General features: G+C 62.6%; 21 protein-coding genes. 11 read left to right on the top strand and 10 right to left on the bottom strand.

Going from position 1 to position 19,334, the window contains the following annotated elements:
• The 4 genes from livM (at position 1) to BLR26_RS00600 (ending at position 4,313) form a co-directional block, all read left to right on the top strand.
• Entirely contained in the window at positions 1-1,284 is a 1,284-nt protein-coding gene (gene livM, locus BLR26_RS00620; protein ID WP_045196897.1) for a high-affinity branched-chain amino acid ABC transporter permease LivM, read from the top strand.
• Positions 1,281-2,156, top strand: a complete 876-nt coding sequence (locus BLR26_RS00615) for an ABC transporter ATP-binding protein (RefSeq protein ID WP_038997426.1) — start codon at positions 1,281-1,283, stop codon at positions 2,154-2,156. Before livM ends, BLR26_RS00615 begins: the two co-directional genes overlap by 4 nt.
• Positions 2,153-2,869: an ABC transporter ATP-binding protein gene (locus BLR26_RS00610; protein WP_038997425.1), complete on the top strand. Its 717-nt coding sequence runs from the start codon at positions 2,153-2,155 to the stop codon at positions 2,867-2,869. Before BLR26_RS00615 ends, BLR26_RS00610 begins: the two co-directional genes overlap by 4 nt.
• Positions 2,870-3,545: 676 nt before the next feature.
• Positions 3,546-4,313: an SDR family oxidoreductase gene (locus BLR26_RS00600; RefSeq protein WP_093376681.1), complete on the top strand. Its 768-nt coding sequence runs from the start codon at positions 3,546-3,548 to the stop codon at positions 4,311-4,313.
• Positions 4,314-4,325: 12 nt separating this feature from the next.
• On the opposite strand, the gene BLR26_RS00595 is transcribed toward BLR26_RS00600, so the two are convergent.
• The 3 genes from BLR26_RS00595 to BLR26_RS00585 form a co-directional block, all read right to left on the bottom strand.
• Complete coding sequence (locus tag BLR26_RS00595) at positions 4,326-5,435, bottom strand: AGE family epimerase/isomerase (RefSeq protein WP_093376676.1); 1,110 nt, start codon at positions 5,433-5,435, stop codon at positions 4,326-4,328.
• 133 nt (positions 5,436-5,568) lie between these two features.
• Complete coding sequence (locus BLR26_RS00590) at positions 5,569-6,198, bottom strand: TetR family transcriptional regulator (protein WP_045196907.1); 630 nt, start codon at positions 6,196-6,198, stop codon at positions 5,569-5,571.
• 134 nt (positions 6,199-6,332) lie between these two features.
• Positions 6,333-6,689, bottom strand: a complete 357-nt coding sequence (locus BLR26_RS00585) for a hypothetical protein (RefSeq protein ID WP_093376673.1) — start codon at positions 6,687-6,689, stop codon at positions 6,333-6,335.
• A 341-nt stretch (positions 6,690-7,030) separates the two neighbouring features.
• On the opposite strand from BLR26_RS00585, the gene BLR26_RS00580 reads away from it, so the two are divergent.
• Complete coding sequence (locus BLR26_RS00580; protein WP_093376669.1) at positions 7,031-9,091, top strand: AsmA family protein; 2,061 nt, start codon at positions 7,031-7,033, stop codon at positions 9,089-9,091.
• Positions 9,092-9,207: 116 nt separating this feature from the next.
• On the opposite strand, the gene BLR26_RS00575 is transcribed toward BLR26_RS00580, so the two are convergent.
• Both BLR26_RS00575 and osmE read right to left on the bottom strand, forming a co-directional pair.
• Complete coding sequence (locus tag BLR26_RS00575; protein ID WP_045196913.1) at positions 9,208-9,738, bottom strand: ferritin-like domain-containing protein; 531 nt, start codon at positions 9,736-9,738, stop codon at positions 9,208-9,210.
• 90 nt (positions 9,739-9,828) lie between these two features.
• The gene (osmE, locus tag BLR26_RS00570; protein WP_045196915.1) at positions 9,829-10,182 is read right to left on the bottom strand and encodes an osmotically-inducible lipoprotein OsmE; all 354 of its coding nucleotides are present in this window, start codon (positions 10,180-10,182) and stop codon (positions 9,829-9,831) included.
• Between the two features lie 123 nt (positions 10,183-10,305).
• On the opposite strand from osmE, the gene BLR26_RS00565 reads away from it, so the two are divergent.
• Positions 10,306-11,196 (top strand): lipase family alpha/beta hydrolase, encoded by an 891-nt coding sequence (locus BLR26_RS00565; RefSeq protein WP_045196917.1) that lies wholly within the window; start codon positions 10,306-10,308, stop codon positions 11,194-11,196.
• On the opposite strand, the gene BLR26_RS00560 is transcribed toward BLR26_RS00565, so the two are convergent.
• Complete coding sequence (locus tag BLR26_RS00560; RefSeq protein WP_093376664.1) at positions 11,177-12,070, bottom strand: DMT family transporter; 894 nt, start codon at positions 12,068-12,070, stop codon at positions 11,177-11,179. The genes BLR26_RS00565 and BLR26_RS00560 overlap by 20 nt on opposite strands.
• A 98-nt stretch (positions 12,071-12,168) precedes the next feature.
• Here BLR26_RS00560 and BLR26_RS00555 point away from each other — a divergent pair, with 98 nt between their 5' ends.
• Both BLR26_RS00555 and BLR26_RS00550 read left to right on the top strand, forming a co-directional pair.
• Positions 12,169-12,960: an AraC family transcriptional regulator gene (locus BLR26_RS00555; RefSeq protein ID WP_093376659.1), complete on the top strand. Its 792-nt coding sequence runs from the start codon at positions 12,169-12,171 to the stop codon at positions 12,958-12,960.
• Between the two features lie 62 nt (positions 12,961-13,022).
• Positions 13,023-13,304 carry a PsiF family protein gene (locus BLR26_RS00550; protein WP_045196923.1) on the top strand — a complete coding sequence of 94 codons (282 nt, stop codon included), beginning with the start codon at positions 13,023-13,025 and terminating at the stop codon, positions 13,302-13,304.
• 6 nt (positions 13,305-13,310) lie between these two features.
• On the opposite strand, the gene BLR26_RS00545 is transcribed toward BLR26_RS00550, so the two are convergent.
• Positions 13,311-14,231: a hypothetical protein gene (locus BLR26_RS00545; protein WP_143013252.1), complete on the bottom strand. Its 921-nt coding sequence runs from the start codon at positions 14,229-14,231 to the stop codon at positions 13,311-13,313.
• 219 nt (positions 14,232-14,450) lie between these two features.
• Between BLR26_RS00545 and BLR26_RS00540 the strand changes: the two genes are divergently transcribed.
• Complete coding sequence (locus BLR26_RS00540) at positions 14,451-15,458, top strand: AI-2E family transporter (protein WP_045196927.1); 1,008 nt, start codon at positions 14,451-14,453, stop codon at positions 15,456-15,458.
• 50 nt (positions 15,459-15,508) lie between these two features.
• On the opposite strand, the gene BLR26_RS00535 is transcribed toward BLR26_RS00540, so the two are convergent.
• A complete protein-coding gene (locus BLR26_RS00535; protein ID WP_093376649.1) occupies positions 15,509-16,774 on the bottom strand; it encodes an Hsp70 family protein in 1,266 nt (421 codons plus the stop codon).
• A 159-nt stretch (positions 16,775-16,933) separates the two neighbouring features.
• Between BLR26_RS00535 and cbpA the strand changes: the two genes are divergently transcribed.
• Both cbpA and BLR26_RS00525 read left to right on the top strand, forming a co-directional pair.
• Positions 16,934-17,893 (top strand): curved DNA-binding protein, encoded by a 960-nt coding sequence (cbpA, locus tag BLR26_RS00530; RefSeq protein WP_045196930.1) that lies wholly within the window; start codon positions 16,934-16,936, stop codon positions 17,891-17,893.
• 2 nt (positions 17,894-17,895) lie between these two features.
• Positions 17,896-18,201 (top strand): chaperone modulator CbpM, encoded by a 306-nt coding sequence (locus tag BLR26_RS00525; protein ID WP_045196932.1) that lies wholly within the window; start codon positions 17,896-17,898, stop codon positions 18,199-18,201.
• Positions 18,202-18,265: 64 nt separating this feature from the next.
• On the opposite strand, the gene BLR26_RS00520 is transcribed toward BLR26_RS00525, so the two are convergent.
• The gene (locus BLR26_RS00520) at positions 18,266-18,787 is read right to left on the bottom strand and encodes a GNAT family N-acetyltransferase (RefSeq protein WP_093376645.1); all 522 of its coding nucleotides are present in this window, start codon (positions 18,785-18,787) and stop codon (positions 18,266-18,268) included.
• Positions 18,788-18,792: 5 nt separating this feature from the next.
• A complete protein-coding gene (locus tag BLR26_RS00515; protein WP_093376640.1) occupies positions 18,793-19,320 on the bottom strand; it encodes a GNAT family N-acetyltransferase in 528 nt (175 codons plus the stop codon).
• Positions 19,321-19,334: the final 14 nt, after the last annotated feature.

Genomic DNA, 19,334 nt, shown 5'->3' with positions numbered 1-19,334 from the left:
ATGTCTGCTGCCAAAACAACTACATTCGATATCAAGCGCAGCCTGATCGATACGGTCCTCGCCGGGCTGATTTCCCTGATCGTTTTCGGGCCCATCGTCGGCGTGGTGCTCGACGGCTACAGCTTCAACCTTGAACCGACCCGTGTCGCCTGGCTGGTGGCCGGGGTGATGGTCGGGCGGTTTTTCCTCAGCCTGTTCCTGCAGACGCCCAAGGGCCAGTCGATTCTCCAGGGCTTCGAGGGCAGTGGTTCCGGCGTGCACGTGCTGGCGCCGGACTACAAGTCGCGGCTGCGCTGGATCATTCCGGCACTGATCGTGATTGCCATCGTCTTCCCATTCTTCGCCAACAAGTACCTGCTGACCGTGGTCATCCTCGGCCTGATCTACGTACTGCTGGGTCTGGGCCTGAACATCGTGGTAGGTCTTGCCGGCCTGCTCGACCTGGGTTACGTGGCCTTCTACGCCATCGGCGCCTACGGCCTGGCCCTGGGTTACCAGTACCTGGGCCTGGGCTTCTGGACGGTGTTGCCCCTGGCGGCAATCGCTGCGGCGCTGGCCGGGTGCATATTGGGCTTTCCGGTGCTGAGGATGCATGGCGACTACCTGGCCATCGTTACCCTCGGCTTTGGTGAGATCATCCGTCTGGTGCTCAACAACTGGCTGTCGTTCACCGGCGGTCCCAACGGCATGCCGGTGCCGTCGCCAACCTTCATGGGCCTGGAGTTCGGCCGTCGGGCCAAGGACGGCGGGGTGCCGTTCCACGAGTTCTTCGGCATTGCCTACAACCCCAACGTGAAATTCCTGTTCATCTACATCGTGCTGTTCCTGGTGGTGCTGGCGGTGCTGTACATCAAGCACCGGTTGACCCGCATGCCGGTCGGCCGCGCCTGGGAAGCGCTGCGCGAAGACGAGATCGCCTGCCGGTCCATGGGCCTGAACCATGTGCTGGTGAAACTCTCGGCCTTCACCCTCGGCGCCTCTACCGCCGGCCTTGCCGGGGTGTTCTTTGCCAGCTACCAGGGCTTCGTCAACCCGTCGTCGTTCACCTTCTTCGAGTCGGCGCTGATCCTTGCCATCGTCGTGCTCGGCGGCATGGGCTCGACCGTCGGCGTGGTGATTGCTGCGTTCGTGCTGACCGTGGCGCCGGAGCTATTGCGCAGCTTCTCCGAGTACCGGGTGCTGCTGTTCGGCGTGCTGATGGTGTTGATGATGATCTGGAGACCGCGCGGCCTGATTCGTATCAGCCGTACCGGTGTAGTCCCGCGTAAAGGAGTGGCGCCATGAGCGATGACGTGATTCTCTCGGTTGAAAACCTGATGATGCAGTTTGGCGGCATCAAGGCGCTCAGCGATGTCAGCCTCAAGGTCAGACGCAACCAGATCTTCGCCCTGATCGGCCCCAACGGCGCCGGCAAGACCACGGTGTTCAACTGCCTGACCGGCTTCTACAAGGCCAGTGGCGGCAAGATCGAACTGAACCTGCGCGGCACCCGCACCAATGTCATCCAGCTGCTGGGCGAACGCTTTCAGCTGGGCGATTTCGTCTCGCCCAAGCGCTTCATCAACCGCCTGCACTACAAGATGTTTGGCGGTACTCACCTGGTCAACCGCGCAGGGCTGGCGCGGACCTTCCAGAACATTCGCCTGTTCCGGGAAATGTCGGTGGTCGAGAACCTGCTGGTGGCCCAGCACATGTGGGTCAACCGCAACCTGCTGGCCGGCGTGCTCAACACCAAGGGCTACCGCAAGGCCGAAAGCGATGCCCTCGACCATGCCTTCTACTGGCTGGAAGTGGTCGACCTGGTCGACTGCGCCAACCGCCTGGCCGGTGAGCTGTCGTACGGCCAGCAACGGCGCCTGGAGATTGCCCGGGCCATGTGCACGCGGCCGCAGATCATCTGCCTCGACGAACCGGCTGCCGGCCTCAACCCGCAGGAAACCGAAGCGCTGAGCAAAATGATCCGCGTGCTGCGCGACGAACATGACCTGACCGTGGTGCTGATCGAGCACGACATGGGCATGGTCATGAGCATTTCCGACCATATCGTGGTGCTTGACCACGGCAACGTGATCGCCGAAGGCGCGCCACAGGACATCCGTCACAACCCGACGGTGATTGCTGCCTACCTGGGCGCCGATGAAGAGGAACTGGTATGAGTACACCGATCCTCGAACTGAAAGAGATCGACGTGTTCTACGGGCCGATCCAGGCCCTGAAGAAAGTCTCGCTGCACATCGATGAAGGCGAAACGGTGAGCCTGATCGGCTCCAACGGTGCCGGCAAGTCGACCCTGCTGATGTCGATCTTCGGCCAGCCGCGGGCGGCAGCCGGGCAGATCATCTACCGTGGCACCGACATTACTCACAAATCGTCGCACTACATCGCTTCCAACGGCATTGCCCAGTCGCCGGAAGGTCGCCGGGTGTTCCCCGACATGTCGGTGGAAGAGAACCTGATGATGGGCACCATCCCGATCGGCGACAAGTTCGCCAGCGAGGACATGCAGCGCATGTTCGAACTGTTCCCGCGGCTCAAGGAGCGGCGCAACCAGCGCGCCATGACCATGTCCGGCGGCGAGCAGCAGATGCTCGCCATCGCCCGGGCTTTGATGAGCCGGCCCAAATTGCTGCTGCTCGATGAGCCGTCGCTGGGCCTGGCGCCGATCGTGGTCAAGCAGATCTTCGCCACCTTGCGCGAGCTGGCGCAGACCGGCATGACCATCTTCCTGGTGGAGCAGAACGCCAACCATGCGCTGAAGCTCTCGGACCGCGCCTATGTAATGGTCAACGGTCATATCCGCATGACCGGTACTGGCCAGGAGCTGTTGGTCAACGAGGAGGTGCGCAACGCTTACTTGGGCGGGCACTGATCGTTGGTGAAAAAAAGCGCCCCGGCTGACGGGGCGTTTTTTTGTCCACAGTTTTGTGGAAAACATTGTCCAGACATTCTTTTGGGCGCGACAGAACGTCGCTTCAGCGGGCGTTTTCATAGAGGTTTGAGTTGTCCACCATTGGTGTGGAACCGACTGTGGGTAACTTGGGTGCAGCTTGCTGAAGCCCTTTGTTTACAAGGCTTCCAGAGTTGTGGTTGTTTTTTGATCAGGTTTTTTCGCGGCTTTCGCATCGGGGTTTGTCAAGTGTTTTGTCCTTAGCGCAAATGGCGATTAAAGCGCGCTTCCGGCCTGTGGATAACTCTGTGGGCAAGCCTTGGAAAGATCGGCGAAGACAGCGTCGTTACAGGCCTGGAGCCATCATGGAAATCCACGCCTTCGACGCCTGTTGCCGGCCTTAGGTCAAGGCCTGCGCCAGAGGTCAAGGGAAATACTTGCGCAAGCCCCGGATTACGCGGCTTGCAGGGTTTTCGAGTTGCCCCCGGATTTTGTGGAAGGGCTTGTGGATAACATGCGTAAAGCTTGCCGCAGGCCTTCTATACCGGGGCTTTCACAGCTTTGATCGTTTTTTGTACAGTGATGCGAATTGCTTGCTGCCGAACGCGGCCGCGGGCATGCTGCAACCCCTGTGATCAGCCTCATCAAGGAGACCCGCATGACCTCTACCGTATTCATCACTGGCGCAACTTCCGGCTTCGGCGAAGCCTGCGCCCGTCGTTTTGCGCAAGCCGGTTGGTCGCTGGTGCTGACCGGTCGCCGTCAGGAGCGCCTGGAAGCGCTGTGTGCCGAGCTGTCGCAACAAACCGAAGTGCACGGCCTGGTACTCGACGTGCGTGACCGCAAGGCCATGGAAGAAGCCATCAACAACCTGCCACCGTCGTTCGCCAAGCTGCGCGGGCTGATCAACAATGCAGGCCTGGCCCTGGGCGCCGACCCGGCGCCCAAGTGCGATCTGGACGACTGGGAAACCATGGTCGACACTAACATCAAGGGCCTGATGTACAGCACCCGCCTGCTGCTGCCGCGGCTGATCGCCCACGGCCGTGGCGCGACCATCCTCAACGTCGGCTCGGTAGCCGGCAACTACCCCTATCCGGGTAGCCATGTGTATGGCGGCACCAAGGCGTTCGTCGGGCAGTTCTCGCTGAGCCTGCGCTGCGACCTGCAGGGCACTGGCGTGCGGGTTAGCAATATCGAGCCGGGCCTGTGCGAGAGCGAGTTCTCGCTGGTGCGTTTCGCTGGCGACCAGGCGCGTTACGATGCCACCTATGCCGGCGCCGAGGCGATCCAGCCGCAGGATATCGCCGAGACCATCTTCTGGATCATGAACCAGCCGGCGCACATCAACATCAACAGCCTTGAGCTGATGCCGGTGAGCCAGGCGTGGGCAGGGTTCTCGATCGATCGTTCAGGCAAGGCTTGACCCGCGACAGCGTCAAACCTGACGCTGCAGCCCTTCCAGGCAAGTCGCCAGGTGGTAAGGCGTAGTCGACGGCATATCGGCGCGGCTGACCTTGCCACTGGCATCGCGGCACTCATGCCAGCCACCGTCATGCAGGAAGTTCTGCTGCAGCGCCTTGAGCTGGGCCAGCACCGTGGCGGCGCTGGCCGGGCGCAAGGTCAGGGCGCGCAGGTATTCGGCCTGGGCCCAGATGCGCTGGGTGGCGTCGCGCACCTGGCCCTCGGCGCTGAGCATGGCCAGCACGGCGCTGTCCTTCACACCGCACTGTTCGGCATAGGCAAATGCGCGGCTGAGCGAGGCATGCAGCTCGCTACCGCGTAGCAGCGGTGAAGACTCCAGCAAGTAGAACCATTCGAACTGGTGACCGGGTTCGAACCAGTTATCCACAGCCCCGCGTGGTTTCTCCAGCATCACCCCGTGTACGGGGTCGATGAAGTGTGTCTGCATCGCCGCAGCCAGGCTTTGCAGGGCTTGTTCGACAGCCTCGTCGTCACGCACCGAGAGGGTGGCGAGGAAGGCTTCGGCCAGATGCATCAGCGGGTTCTGCAGCGGGCCGCTGGCCAGGTCCGACCAGTCTTCGCCAAGGCTCGCCTCGTACAGGCCGTCATCACGGGCGAACTGCTCGGTTACCACTTCCAGCGCGGCATTGAGGGCCGATTCGACCAGTGGCTCATGCACCTTGCCCCAGTAATGCGCGCAGGCAAACACGATGAAGGCATGGGTGTAGAGGTCTTTGCGCCGGTCCAGCGGCTTGCCCTGGGCGTCGATGCTGTAGAACCAGCCACCGTGCTCGGCATCATGGAAATGCCGCTGCAACGAGCGAAACAGCGCGGCGGCGCGTTCGCTGGCGCCGGGTTGCTCGATGCGGCTGCTGAACAGGTACAGCTGGCGCGCGCAGGCCATGGCCCGGTAGCGTTGCACCGGCATGGGTTGCTGCTGCGGGTCGAGGGCTTCGAAGGGCAGGGCCATCTCTGCATTCCAGCCCGGGCCTTGCCACAGCGGCACGATGCGCTGGTCAAAGTGCGCCTGGACCTCGGCGAGCAGGGCGGGCAGTTCAGGCTGGGCAGTACGAAGGTCGGGCATGGAAAATTTCGTCGCGGTCGGTGCGTTTGCGCGCAATGGTAGCAGGAAAAGGCGCTGACTTTGCCGGCCTCATCGCGGGCTAGGAGCGGGCTTGCCCCGCGATGAGGCCAGTACAGCCAGCACAGCAGACTGCCTACAGCGCACTGAGCCCCTGCCAGTGCTTGGCACCGACAAAGATGAAGCGCAGCTGCTGGGTGATCTTCTCCTGGGCGCTGATCGGTTCACCGGCGTTGTCGCTTGGCTCGTCGATCAGCTCCGGCAGGGTGGCGAACACGGTTTTCACCACCAGGTCAGCCATCACCGCCAGGGCCGCGGCGTCCAGATGCTGCCAGCGCGGCATGCGCGCAAGGTCGGTGGCCAGGTCCGAGCTGATGCCCTGGCGCAGGGTACCGATGGCTTGGCGCACCGGTTGCGAACCGCCATATTGCTCGCGGGCGAGAAACAGGAACTGGGCACGGTTGGCCGCCACCACATCGAGAAAGATCCGCACCGAGGCGTCGGTGATGCCGCCCAGCTCGAATTCGTTCTGGCGCACCAGGCGGATGGTCTGGCGGAAGGTTTCGCCCACTTCATTGACCAGGGCCAGGCCCAGTTGGTCCATGTCGGTAAAGTGCCGGTAAAAACCGGTAGGGACGATGCCTGCGGTTTTTGCCACTTCGCGCAGGCTGATGCTGCCGAAGCCTCGACCGCTCTCCATCAGGTGGCGGGCGGCATCCAGCAGGGCGTGGCGGGTCTGTTGCTTTTGTTCGGCGCGCGGCAGCATGGCAAGTATCGGCAGGCAGTGAAACAGCCCTGCACTCTAATAGCCTGGCGCCAGAAAAACAAAGCCCGGTCAATGGACCGGGCTGGGAGGGGAGCTGCTACAGCGCTGGTGTGTCTTGTTGTCTGGCATAGGCTTCAGCTCGCGCGTTGGTTTTCGATCAGGCGATCAGAGCCACCTTCTGCGACCTCGAAGCGTGCTTTCAGACGCTCAGAACCACCTTCGGCTACTTTGTAATACTGTTTCAGGCGATCAGCACCACCCTCGGCGACTTTGACCCGGTCATTCAGGCGATCAGCACCGCCTTCGGCAACGCGGTTGTTACGTTCCAGCAGGCGATCGGAACCACCTTCGGCCAGCGGGTTCAGCGGTTGCGAAATGACCGTCGAGCTCGAACGCGCTTCGGCGGTCAGCGCCTGGTCGGCGGCAGGTACGGCAAAGGCGTTGGCGGCCAGGATGGACAGGGACAGGCTCAGCAGTAATTGGCGTTTCATGATTCGGTGCTCCTCGGCGGGGCTGGAAAGTGGGTACGGAACCAATGCTACGCCGGGAAACGCCAGATAAAAGTTCATAAAGATAATGGTAACAATCAACGCAATTGATGCTTCGCGCCAGCCGCTCTAGAACGTGGTTTGTGGCGCCATGAGCAACTGCGGCGGAGCCGTTACCGAGGTCGGCGAACACGCTAACAATCGACAAAAGTTGAGAAAAAGGTCAGAAAAAACCTGGTTATCATGGCCAATCGATTAAACCCCTCGGCGTTTCATCAGTCCGAACAGATAAGTGCCCTCAACGCGCCCGCTTTTTGCCATGCAGTCATCAGGAGAATCGTGCAATGACGCGCCCCGCCAAAATCATCACCTGGACCCTCGCCAGCCTGCTGCTGGTGCTGGCGGTGCTGGTGGTCGTCATCGCCACCTTCGACTGGAACCGGGTCAAGCCCACCCTTAATGCCAAGGTGTCCGAAGCGCTGCACCGGCCCTTCGCCATCAACGGCAACCTGGCGGTGCGCTGGCAGCGCGAGCCGGAGCAGGGTGGTTGGCGCGCCTGGCTGCCATGGCCGCACTTCATCGCCGAAGACCTGACCCTGGGCAACCCCGACTGGCTCAAAGAGCCGCAGATGGTCGGCCTCAAGCGCGTCGAGTTCCGCCTGGCGCCGCTGCCGCTGCTGCTGCAGCAGATCGTCATTGCGCGCATCGACCTCAACCAGCCGACCGCCAGCCTCAAGCGCCTGGCCGATGGTCGCGCCAACTGGACCTTCGACTTCGGCCCCAAGGATGAGCAGGCAGAGCCGTCGAAGTGGGTGCTGGACATCGGCGCCATCGGCTTTGACAAGGGCCAGGTCAGCCTCGATGACCAGACCCTGAAGACCCGGCTGGACGTGCTCATCGACCCGCTGGGCAAGCCGATCCCTTTCAGCGATATCGTCGGCAAGGCTTCGGCACAAAAGGCCGGTGCCGCCCAGGACTACGCCTTCGGCCTCAAACTCAAGGGTCGCTACAAAGGCCAGGCATTGGCCGGTACCGGCAAGATCGGCGGCTTGCTGGCCCTGCAGGACGCCTCGCAACCGTTCCCGCTGCAGGCCGACATGGCCATTGGCGATACCCGCATCGCCGTGGCCGGCACCCTCACCGACCCACGCAACCTCGGTGCCCTCGACCTGCGCCTGCGCCTGTCGGGCGCAAGCCTCGCTAACCTGTATCCGCTGACCGGCGTGACCCTGCCCGATTCGCCGCCCTACGCCACCGACGGTCATCTGACCGCCAAGCTGCATGAACCCGGTGGCGCGGTGTTTCGCTATGAAGGCTTCAACGGCAAGATCGGCGACAGCGATATCCATGGCGACCTGGCGTTCGTCTCCAGCCAGCCAAGGCCGAAGCTGACCGGCAAGCTGGTTTCCAACCAGTTGCTGTTCAAAGACCTCGCACCGCTGATCGGCGCCGACTCCAATGCCCAGCAGAAAGCTCGCGGCGGTGCCAGCAAGCAACCGGCAGGCAAGGTGTTGCCGGTCGAGGAGTTTCGTACCGAACGCTGGCGGACCATGGACGCCGACGTGACCTTCAGCGGCAAGCGCATCGTGCACAGTGCCGAGCTGCCGTTCACTGACCTGTCCAGCCACTTCGTCCTCGATGACGGTGTGCTGCGCCTGGAGCCGCTGCGCTTTGGCATCGCCGGCGGCAAACTCGACGCCCAGGTACGCCTCGATGGCCGTAGCGTGCCGTTGCAGGGCAGGGCGCAATTGAGTGCGCGCAACTTCAAGCTCAAGCAACTGTTCCCGACCTTCGAGCCGATGAAGACCAGCTTCGGCGAGCTCAATGGCGACGCCGACATCAGTGGGCGCGGCAACTCGGTCGCAGCCTTGCTGGCCACCGCCAATGGCGACCTGAAGATGCTCATCAATGACGGTGCGATCAGTCGTGGCTTGATGGAAATCGCCGGGCTCAACGTCGGCAACTACGTGGTCGGCAAGCTGTTTGGCGACAAGGAAGTGAAGATCAACTGCGCGGCAGCCGATTTCGGCATCAAGGACGGTTTGGCCACGACCCGGGTGTTCGTCTTCGATACCGAGAACGCGATCATCTACATCGATGGCACGGCCAACTTTGCCAGCGAGCAACTGGACCTGAAGATCAACCCCGAATCCAAGGGCGTGCGCCTGTTCTCGTTGCGCTCGCCGCTGTATGTGCGCGGGCCGTTTGCCAAGCCCAGTGCCGGCGTGCAGGCGCTGCCGCTGGCGCTGCGGGGTGCGGGGATGGTGGCGTTGGGCGTGGTTGCCGGGCCGGCAGCGGGGTTGCTGGCGTTGATTGCGCCGAGTGGTGATGTGCCCAACCAGTGCACACCGTTGCTGGAGCAGATGAAGGCTGGCAAGGCGCCGCGGGCGGTGAAGAGGGGTTGAGGGGAAGCAATCGCGGGTCAAGTCGAGTCGTCGCACCGCCGCTCCCACAGGTCTGGTGCACTCAGTTCCATTGTGGGAGCGGCGGTGTGGCGACCCGACTTGACCCGCGATAAGGTCTACAGACCTTGCAGTAAATCCGCCATGTCGTCGGCGTGCTCTTCTTCCTGGGCCAGGATATCTTCGAAGATGCGCCGGGTGGTCGGGTCGCTTTCGCCAATGTACTGGATGATCTCGCGGTAGCTATCGATGGCGATCCGCTCGGCGATCAGGTCTTCCAGGACCATTTCCTTGAGGTTGTTGCCAGCGACGTACTGGGCATGGGAGTTCTTGCTCAGGTTGTCGGGGTTCAGGTCCGGCTCGCCGCCCAGCTGGACAATGCGCTCGGCCAGCTTGTCGGCATGCTGCAGCTCCTGGGTGGCATGTTCGAGGAATTCGTCGGCGGCGACACTGGCCTTGATCCCGCTGGCCATGTAGTAGTGGCGCTTGTAGCGCAGGGCGCAGACCCACTCGGTGGCCAGCGACTCGTTGAGCAGGCGCAGGATTTTCTCCCGGTCGGCGCTGTAACCCTCGGTCACCGCGCCCTGCTCGACATGCTGGCGGGCGCGTTCGCGCAAGGTTTTAACATCGGTCAGTTCAACGTTGCTCATCATCATCTCCAGGCTGAAAACGGATCGATCTTCACGCTCTGTCGGCGCGCTGGTTACTTAAGCTGTGAGTCCCCGGCACGCGGAAAAGTTTTATAGCTTGGCCTTGGCCTTGTCGACGGCATCGTCGTCGACCTGGCGTTGTTCGCAGGTCTTGAAGCCCTTGGCGTCGACATGGCCGGTGGCGTCGAAGCGCACGTAGTAGGCCTGCTGCTTGCCGTCACGGTTGAGGATGTAGTTGTTGCAGGTACCGCCATGGGGCAGGTCGATCACCGTCGAGGGGCTGCCGCCAATGGCAATCACCCGCTGCATGGTCATGCCGTTCTCGACCTGCTTGACCAGCGGTTCCTCGTGGTAGGTGACGTAGTCCACCGGGTTCTCCGGCCGGCTGCCACAGGCGGCCAGGGTGGCGGTGGTCAGCAGAATGGCCAGGGTATGCTTGTACATGGTTGAGCTCCTTGCTGAGGGTCTATTGGCTTGGAACCCCAGCGAGCGGCGGGAGTTCGATTGCGATTGCCATCGAATTGCCTGTAGGGTTGGCCGACTGTCCACGGAACGGGGAATGCAGCCATGGCCCAAGGGCTCGCCACGCGTTATCCACTGCTGCTGGTGCCGGGCATGCTCGGGTTTGTCCGCTTGCTGCTGTATCCCTACTGGTTCGGGATCGTTTCGGCGTTGCGCCGGGGCGGTGCCCAGGTGTTTGCCGTGCAGGTTTCGCCGCTGAACTCCTGCGAAGTGCGCGGCGAGCAGTTGCTGCTGATCATCGCCGATATCCGCCAGCGTACCGGCGCCGACAAGGTCAACCTGCTCGGCCACAGCCAGGGCGCCCTGACCGCGCGTTATGCGGCGGCCAAACGGCCGGAATGGGTGGCCTCGGTCACCTCGATTGCCGGGCCCAATCACGGCTCGGAGCTGGCCGATCACCTGCATGACTATTACCCCGCCCACTCTGCCCGCGGCCGTGTGCTCAAGGCTTTGCTGCACGGGTTGGCGGTATTGATGGGTTGGCTGGAAACCGGCTGGCGCGGACCGAAACTGCCGATCGACGTGCACGCCTCGCACCAGTCGCTCACCAGTGCCGGCGTGGCGCGCTTCAACCAGGCTTATCCACAGGGTCTGCCGACGACCTGGGGCGGCGAGGGCCCGGCCCAGGTCAATGGTGTGCGTTACTACTCCTGGTCCGGCACCTTGCAGCCGGGCCTGACCGATCGCGGTCTCAACCGCCTGGATGGCAGCAACCGCTTCTGCCGCCTGTTCGCCCGCACCTTCGTACGGGAAAAGGGCCAGTGCGACGGCATGGTCGGGCGCTTCAGTTCGCACCTGGGCCAGGTGATCGGCGATGACTATCCGCTCGATCACCTGGACATCGTCAACCAGTCGCTAGGGGCGGTGGGCAAGGGCGCGGAGCCGGTGCGGCTGTTCACCGAGCATGCCGCCAGGCTCAAGGCTGCGGGGCTGTAGCGCGGCGGTGCAGGGGTGTTTTCCAGCGTTCGGCGAGGATCACCCCGACCAGGGTCATCACCCCGCCGACCAGGTGATAGAGCGCCAGTTGCTCGCCCAGCACCATGGCGGCGATCACTGCCGTGACTGCCGGTAGCAGGTTGAAGAACAGCGTCGTGCGGCTCGGGCCGAGGCGGCTGACCGCCTGCATCCAGGCCAGCGGCGCGATCATCGAGGCCAGTACGCAGGCATAGATCACCAGGCCGATATTGCCAGCGCCCAGGCCGGTCTTCGGTGAAAACACGAACAGCGGAAACAGCACGATGATCGCCACCAGCACCTGCAGGTACAGCAGTTGCAGCGGCGCGATGCGCAACTGCCACTTTTTCAGCAGGGTGCTGTACACCGCATAGGCCAGGGTGGCAATCAGCATCAGCGCATCGCCACTGTTTACGCCGTGTTGCACCAACGCCGCCAGATCACCGGCCGAGACCACCACCAGCACACCGACGAACGACACCACGGCGCCAATCAGCGCGCCGATGGTCAGCCGCTGGCCGAGGCTGATGATCGCCAGGGCCAGGGACATCAACGGCATCAGCGAGAGGATGATGCCCATGTTGGTGGCGCTGGTGATGGCGGCGGCGAAGTAGGCCAGGCTCTGGTACACCGCCATGCCGAGCACGCCGAGGATGAAGATCTTGCCGAGGTTCGGGCCGATGGCTGACCAGTTGCGCAACACCGGGCGCAGCAGGAAGGGGGTGAACAGCAGGCCGGCCAGCAGCCAGCGATAGAAACCGATCTCGGCCGGGAAGATCGCCCCGGCGGACATCTTGGTGACCACGGTATTGCCGGCCCAGATGAAGATTGCCAGCAACGGAAACGCATAATTCATGAAACGGGAACTCTTGAGGATACAGGCGGCAATTATCCACTTGTCTGTCCCGTTGCTTATACTTGTATCCAGACAACCTGCGCATAGATCCAGACAGCATGCCGATAAAGTACCTGAACATCCCGCAATTCGAGACCTTGCCGGCCCCGGTGTACTTTCGCTATGACGAATTCGGCGCCGACACCCACAGTGCCGCCCACCGGCACGCCTGGGGCCAGCTCAACTATGCGGCCCACGGCATCATGCACCTGGAGATCGCCGGCCAGCGCTTCATCTCGCCGCCGCACTATGCGGTGTGGGTGCCGCCCGATACCGAGCACAGCTGCTACAACCCCCAGGCCATTGTCTATCGCTCGGTGTACCTGGATCGCGAGATGTGCAAAGGGCTGCCAGGCGAGCCTTGCACCTTGGTGATCAGTGACATACTCAAAGCCATACTCGGCGATTTTGCCGCCCGTGACGTCAAGGTGCCTGAAGATGAAGCCGACCAGCGTTTGGCCCAGGTGCTGGTTGACCAACTGCGCCGCGCCCCGGCCCAGACCTGTTACCTGCCCTACGCCCGCAGCGCCGGTTTGGCTGAAGTATTGCAGGCGCTGCACGCCGAGCCTGGCGACAATCGCCCGCTCGGCCATTGGGCGGCCAGCGTGCATGTCAGTGAACGCACCCTGGCCCGGCAGTTCATTCGCGAGCTGGGCATGAGCTTTGGCGAATGGCGCCTGCGCCTGCGCTTTTTGCGTGCCATCGAGGCCCTTGAGCAGAACCTGCCGACCCAGCAGATTGCTTTCGACCTGGGCTACAGCAGCGCCTCGGCATTTATCGCCATGTTCCAGCGCCAGGCCCATTGCACCCCGGAGCAGTACCGGCGGCAGGCTCGCGCTGGAGGTTTGTAAGAATATTTGTCTACACTTCGGCCAAGGCTGCGCGTGGTGCGCAGCGACCAGGAGAAAACGCCATGAAGATGGTGCGTGTGCCGTTGCTGTTGCTCGGTTTGCTGATGTGTTCCCAAGGATTTGCCGCCACGGCGCAACAGGAGAAAATGAAAACCTGTAACGCCGATGCCACCACCAAGGCGCTCAAGGGCGACGAGCGCAAGGCGTTCATGAGCACCTGCCTGAAAGCCAAGCCTGCGACCCAGCAGGACAAAATGAAAACCTGCAACGCCGACGCCACCACCAAAGCGCTCAAGGGTGATGAGCGCAAGGCGTACATGAGCGACTGCCTGAAGAAAAAGTAACCTGCGTCAGTTGGCGTAAGTCACCGACTCCAGCCGGTCCAGGCCCTGGCCGATAAACAGCGAGAACGGCCGGCCGGCGTGGTCGGCCAGCTCCCGGCAGTCACTCTGGAGCATGCTGATGCGCTGGTCGGTGCCTGAGTAGAGGTTAACGCTCTGCTTGCCCAGCGAGCCGATTTCGAAGGCCATCTCGAACGGGCCGTACGGATTGCGCTGCAGCGTCCGTTCGGCTTGCCAGGCCTTGATCTGCCCGTTGCGGATTCGTTCCTTCAGGACCGGGTCCTTGAAGTCGAACTGTGCAGGCACCGTGGCATAACGCATCTGACCGTACTCGATGACCACCTGCGCACGTTCCGACGGACCTTCCTCGAGCTGCACGATCGACCTGAGCTTGAATGGCCCGCGCGAGACTTCGGCCAGCACGTGGCAGGTGATGATGCTCGACACTTCGCTTTTTTTCTCGGCGGCCTGGATGCTGTCCATGAGGGTGGCGGTGGAAAGCGCTTCGATACGGCTGCCAAGCTTGATCTCGAGGGTGACCGGGCCCTTGATCTTTTCCAGCGCCTCGCGCCAGACCTGGTACTGGGGCTCCAGTGACTGCGGTTCAAGGGTGACGTCGACTTCCCAGGACGTGGCCGCTCGGGCCCGGGGAATTTCGTCGAACAACTCGCGCAGGGCCTGACGCTTACCGGCATCGAGCGAGCGCGAGACGCTGATGAGCAAGTCCTGGCGGTGGTCATTGTCGAGTTCGACCTCGATGTCCTTCGGGTCGATACCCAGTTTCAGGATGGCCTGGTACAGGTCATCGCCGTACTGCTGTTTGAGGTCGCCATAGTAGGCGCTTACCGGCTGGGCGAAATGCAGGGTGGCGAAATCTTCCGAACAGCCGCCAAGCAGCAACAGGGGAAGCAGGACAAGCAGTTTGCGCATGGTTTTGAACTCTGTGCCTTGAAGGTGGGAAGGCACAGAGGGATTCCTGTTTCGCCTGCCTGCGAATGCGCCAGCGCGGCGCCGCCATTCCATTGGGGGCGGCAATCATAGAAACATCAGGGCGGCATTACCAGCCGCAACGCCGCTGCGTGCCACTATGCCTGCCGGGCGAAGGCTGGCAGACTGCCGGTTTTCCATGCCGTCGCCTTTCGAGGTTGTATGACCTTTACTCAGCGCCAGATCACCCTGGCCAGTTGGATCATCGTCTTCACCGGCCTGTTGCTGGTGTTGCCGCTCAAGTTGCTGCCAAGCCTGTTGGCCGGGCTGCTGGTGTTCGAACTGGTCAACATGCTCACACCCAAGCTGCAGCACCTGATTGCCGGGCAACGGGCGCGCTGGCTGGCGGTCGCGCTGCTCGGCACTCTGGTGGTCAGCACCCTGACCTTGCTGTTTGCCGGCGCCATCAGTTTTTTGCTGCACGAGGCTGAAAACCCCGGGGCATCGCTGGACAAGTTCATGCTCCTGGTCGACCAGGCGCGCGGGCAACTGCCGCCGTTCATCGACGCCTACCTGCCGGCCAGTGCCTCGGAGTTCAAGGTGGCCATCGGCGAATGGCTCAAGACCCACCTGGGCGAGCTGCAACTGGTGGGCAAGGGCGCGGCGCACATGTTCGTCACCTTGCTGATCGGCATGATCCTCGGCGCCATCGTCGCCTTGCAGCGCATTCCCGACATCTCCAAGCGCAAGCCCCTGGCGGCGGCGCTGTTCAACCGCCTGGCGCTTTTGGTGCAGGCGTTTCGCAACATCGTCTTTGCGCAGATCAAGATTTCCCTGCTCAACACCTTCTTCACCGGCATCTTCCTCGCCGTGGTGCTGCCGCTGTTCGGTGTGCACCTGCCGCTGACCAAGACCCTGATCGTGCTGACCTTCCTGCTCGGCCTGCTGCCGGTGATCGGCAACCTGATGTCCAACACCCTGATCACCATCGTCGGCCTGTCGTTGTCGATCTGGGTGGCGATGGCGGCGCTGGGTTATCTGATCGTTATCCACAAGGTCGAGTACTTCCTCAATGCGCGGATCGTTGGCGGGCAGATCAGTGCCAAGTCGTGGGAGTTGCTGCTGGCGATGCTGGTGTGTGAGGCGGCGTTCGGGCTGCCGGGGGTGGTGGCCGGGCCGATTTACTACGCCTACCTGAAGAGTGAGTTGCGCCAGCAAGAGCTGGTGTGAAGCCTGATCGCGGGGCAAGTCGAGGCGTCGCACCGCCCCGCGATAGTTTTTCAGCCGTACCGCTTGCGCGCCTCGATTGCCAAGCCGCTGCCAATGCTGCCAAAGATGTTGCCTTCGACATGCCGGGCATTGGGCAGCATCGCCGCCACGCTCTGGCGCAGCGCCGGAATGCCGCTGGAGCCGCCGGTGAAGAACACCGTATCGACCTGCGCCACACCCACGCTGGCCTTGGCCAGCAGCTCGCTGACACTGCCGCGCACGCGCTCGAGCAGATTGTCGATCGACTCTTCGAACAGCGCCCGGGTCAGATCGACGCTGAGCCCCGGCTGCACCCGCTTGAGGTCGACCAGGCGGCGGTCGTTGTGGGTCAGTTCGATCTTGGTCTCTTCCACTTCCATCGCCAGCCAGTGCCCGGCGCGCTGTTCGATCAGCTTGAACAGGCGGTCGATGCCGTCGGTGTCTTCGATGTCGTAGCGCATGCTGCCCAAGGCCAGCTGGGATTTTTGCGAGTACACCGAGTTGATGGTGTGCCAGGTGGCCAGGTTCATGTGGTGGCTGGTGGGCATGAAGGCGCCGCTTTTCATCCGGCTGCCGTAGCCGAACAGCGGCATCACGCCCTGCAGGCTCAGCTGCTTGTCGAAGTCGGTACCGCCGATGTGCACGCCGCCGGTGGCGAGGATGTCCTGCTGGCGGTCGTCGAGCATGTGCCGCTCCGGGGCCAGGCGTACCAGGGAGAAGTCCGAGGTACCACCGCCGATGTCGACGATCAGCACCAGCTCTTCGCCCTGGATGCTCGACTCGTAGTCGAATGCGGCGGCAATCGGTTCGTACTGGAACGAGACGTCCTTGAAGCCGATTTTCTTCGCCACTTCTGCCAGGGTGTCCTCGGCTTCCTGGTCGGCGGCCTGGTCGTCATCGACGAAATGCACCGGGCGGCCCAGCACTACCTCGTCGAAGGCGCGGCCGGCATTGGCCTCGGCGCGCTTTTTCAGCTCGCCGATGAACATGCCCAGCAGGTCCTTGAACGGCAGCGCGGTGCCCAGCACGCTGGTGTCGTGCTTGATCAGCTTGGAGCCCAGCAGGCTCTTGAGCGAGCGCATCAGGCGGCCTTCATAGCCTTCGAGGTATTCGTGCAGGGCCAGGCGGCCGTACACCGGGCGGCGCTCCTCGATGTTGAAGAACACCACCGACGGCAGGGTGATCTTGCCGTCTTCCAGGGCGATCAACGACTCCACGCCCGGGCGGTGCCAGCCGACGGTGGAGTTGGAGGTGCCGAAGTCGATGCCGCAGGCACGGGCCGGGGATGCTTGACTCATGGATTGTACTTCCGGGGAAAAACGGCCGCGCAGTTTATGCCAGCTGGCAGCAGAATCAAGACCGATTATCTGCTTTGCGGCAAACCCATGGGCACCTTGAAAGGCTATGCTTGACCCCAATCTACACAAGCATTCGATTAACCCATGGTGATTCCTTAGATGGACTTCAAAGACTATTACAAGATTCTTGGCGTTGAGCCCACTGCGGATGACAAGGCGATCAAGACCGCCTACCGCAAGCTTGCGCGCAAGTATCACCCCGACGTCAGCAAAGAGCGTGACGCCGAGGAGAAATTCAAGGAGGCCAACGAGGCCTATGAAGCCCTGAGCAGCCCGGAAAAACGCGCCGAGTACGACGAGCTGCGCAAGTACGGCCAGCATGGCCGGCCGTTCCAGGGCCCGCCGGGCTGGCAAAGCCGTGGTTCGGCAGGTGCCGAGGGCTTCGGCGACGGTGGCGATTTTTCCGATTTCTTCAGCTCGATCTTCGGTTCGCGCGGTGGCAACGGCAATCCTTTTGGCCGCGGCCAGCAACGCAGTGCCGGACGGCGGGGGCAGGACGTGGAAATGGAACTGGCGATTTTCCTTGAGGAAACCCTGTCCAGCGAATCCAAGCAGATCAGCTTCCAGGTGCCGCAGCACAACGCCAGCGGCCAGCGCACCGGCTTCACCACCAAGACCTTGAACGTGAAGATCCCGGCCGGCGTCAGCGACGGCGAGAAGATCCGCCTCAAGGGCCAGGGTGCCCCGGGCGTTGGTGGCGGCGCCAATGGCGACCTGTTCCTGACCATTCGCATGGCACCGCACCCGCTGTTCGATGTCGAAGGTCATGACCTGATCATCACCGTGCCGCTGGCACCGTGGGAAGCCGCATTGGGCACCAAGGTCGAGATGCCGACCCTGACCGGCAAGGTCAACCTGACCATCCGTCCGGACAGCCAGAACGGCCAGCGCCTGCGGATCAAGGGCATGGGCCTGAGCAACAAGCAGGGCCAGCGTGGCGACCTGTATGCGCAATTGAAGGTGGTGATGCCGAGCCAGTCCGATGCCGCTGCCCGTGAGCTGTGGAGCAAGTTGTCGGAAAAGGCTGCGTTCAACCCGAGGACACAATGGAGTAGCTGATCATGAGCAGTACCCTGATCGTTCAACTGGACATGCAGACCCTCTGTCAGGAAGCCGATCTGCCGGCGGCCTACGTGATCGAAATCGTCGAACACGGCATTGTCGAGCCTTCCGGGCGAACGCCGGAAGACTGGCTGTTTGACGATCAGGCGCCGGTGCTGGCCAAGCGCGCGGCCAAACTGCATCACGATTTGCAACTGGAGTGGGAAGGGGTGGCGCTGGCGCTGGAGCTGCTGGAGGAAGTGCAGCAGCTGCGCAGCGAGAACAGCATGCTCAGGCAGCGCCTGGGGCGGTTTGTGCAGGGCTGATCGCGGGGCGCTTCTACAGGATCACACAATCTCTGTGGGAGCGGGCTTGCCCCGCGATGAGTCCCTAAAGCAATTTGTAGTACAACGCCGTCGCCCGATAAACCCCATCCGGCCCACAGGCGTAGTCGGGAAGCTCGCCGGCCTTGCTGTACCCCAGCGAGCGGTAAAAGTCCTCGGCCCCGGAGCCGGCCTCGGTATCCAGGTAAAGCATGCCGCGCTGCTTTTGCCGCGCCGTCAGTTCCAGCGCCTGGATCAGTTGCTGGCCGAGGCCGCGACGCCGCGCGGCACTGTGCACCAGCAGCTTTTGCACTTCGGCGCGGTTCAAGCCGTTGGGTTTCAGGCACAGCCCTAACTGCACACTGCCGAGCACTTCCTTGTCCTTGCCCACCACCCACAGCAACAGCTCGCCGCTGACCAGGCGCTGGCGCACTTCTTCGAAGTAGTGCTCGGCCTGCTGCGCATCGATATCCGCCAGAAACCCCACCGAAGCTCCGTGTTGCACGGCATCGAGCAGCAACGCCACCAGGCCGTCGCGGTAATAGGCAAAGCTTTCATGGGTTACACGGTTGAGCTGCGCAGCATTCACAGGCGTCACTCCATTGTCGGCGGCGGGGCATCGGGGTTGAGGATCAACTGCATGAAGGTCAGGTCCAGCCAGCGGCCAAACTTCACCCCGACCTGGGGCATCTGCCCGTTGAGGGTGAAGCCCAGGCGCTGGTGCAGGCGAATCGAGGCGCTGTTGCCGCTTTCGATGGCGGCGACCATCACATGCTTGTTGCAGGCGCGGGCCCGTTCGATCAGCGCTTGCATCAGCCTGGGGCCCAGGCCGTTGCCGCGCTGGTCGCTGCGGATGTACACCGAGTGCTCGACGGTATGGCGAAAGCCTTCGAACGGCCGCCAGTCGCCAAACGAAGCATAGCCCAGTACCTGCCCGCCAGCGTCGACCGCCACCAGGATCGGGTAGCCCTGGGCCTGGCGGGCGTCGAACCAGGCCTGGCGGTTGGCGAGGTCGACCGCTTGCTCGTTCCAGATCGCCGTGGTGTTGAGCACGGCATCATTGTAGATCTCGCGAATGCCCGGCAGGTCGGCAGGCACAGCATCGCGCAGCAGGTAGGTCATGGCAGGGTCTCGAA

This window comes from Pseudomonas sp. UC 17F4 (genome assembly GCF_900101695.1).
GTDB lineage: Bacteria > Pseudomonadota > Gammaproteobacteria > Pseudomonadales > Pseudomonadaceae > Aquipseudomonas.
This window is presented reverse-complemented; position numbering and strand designations above follow the sequence as displayed.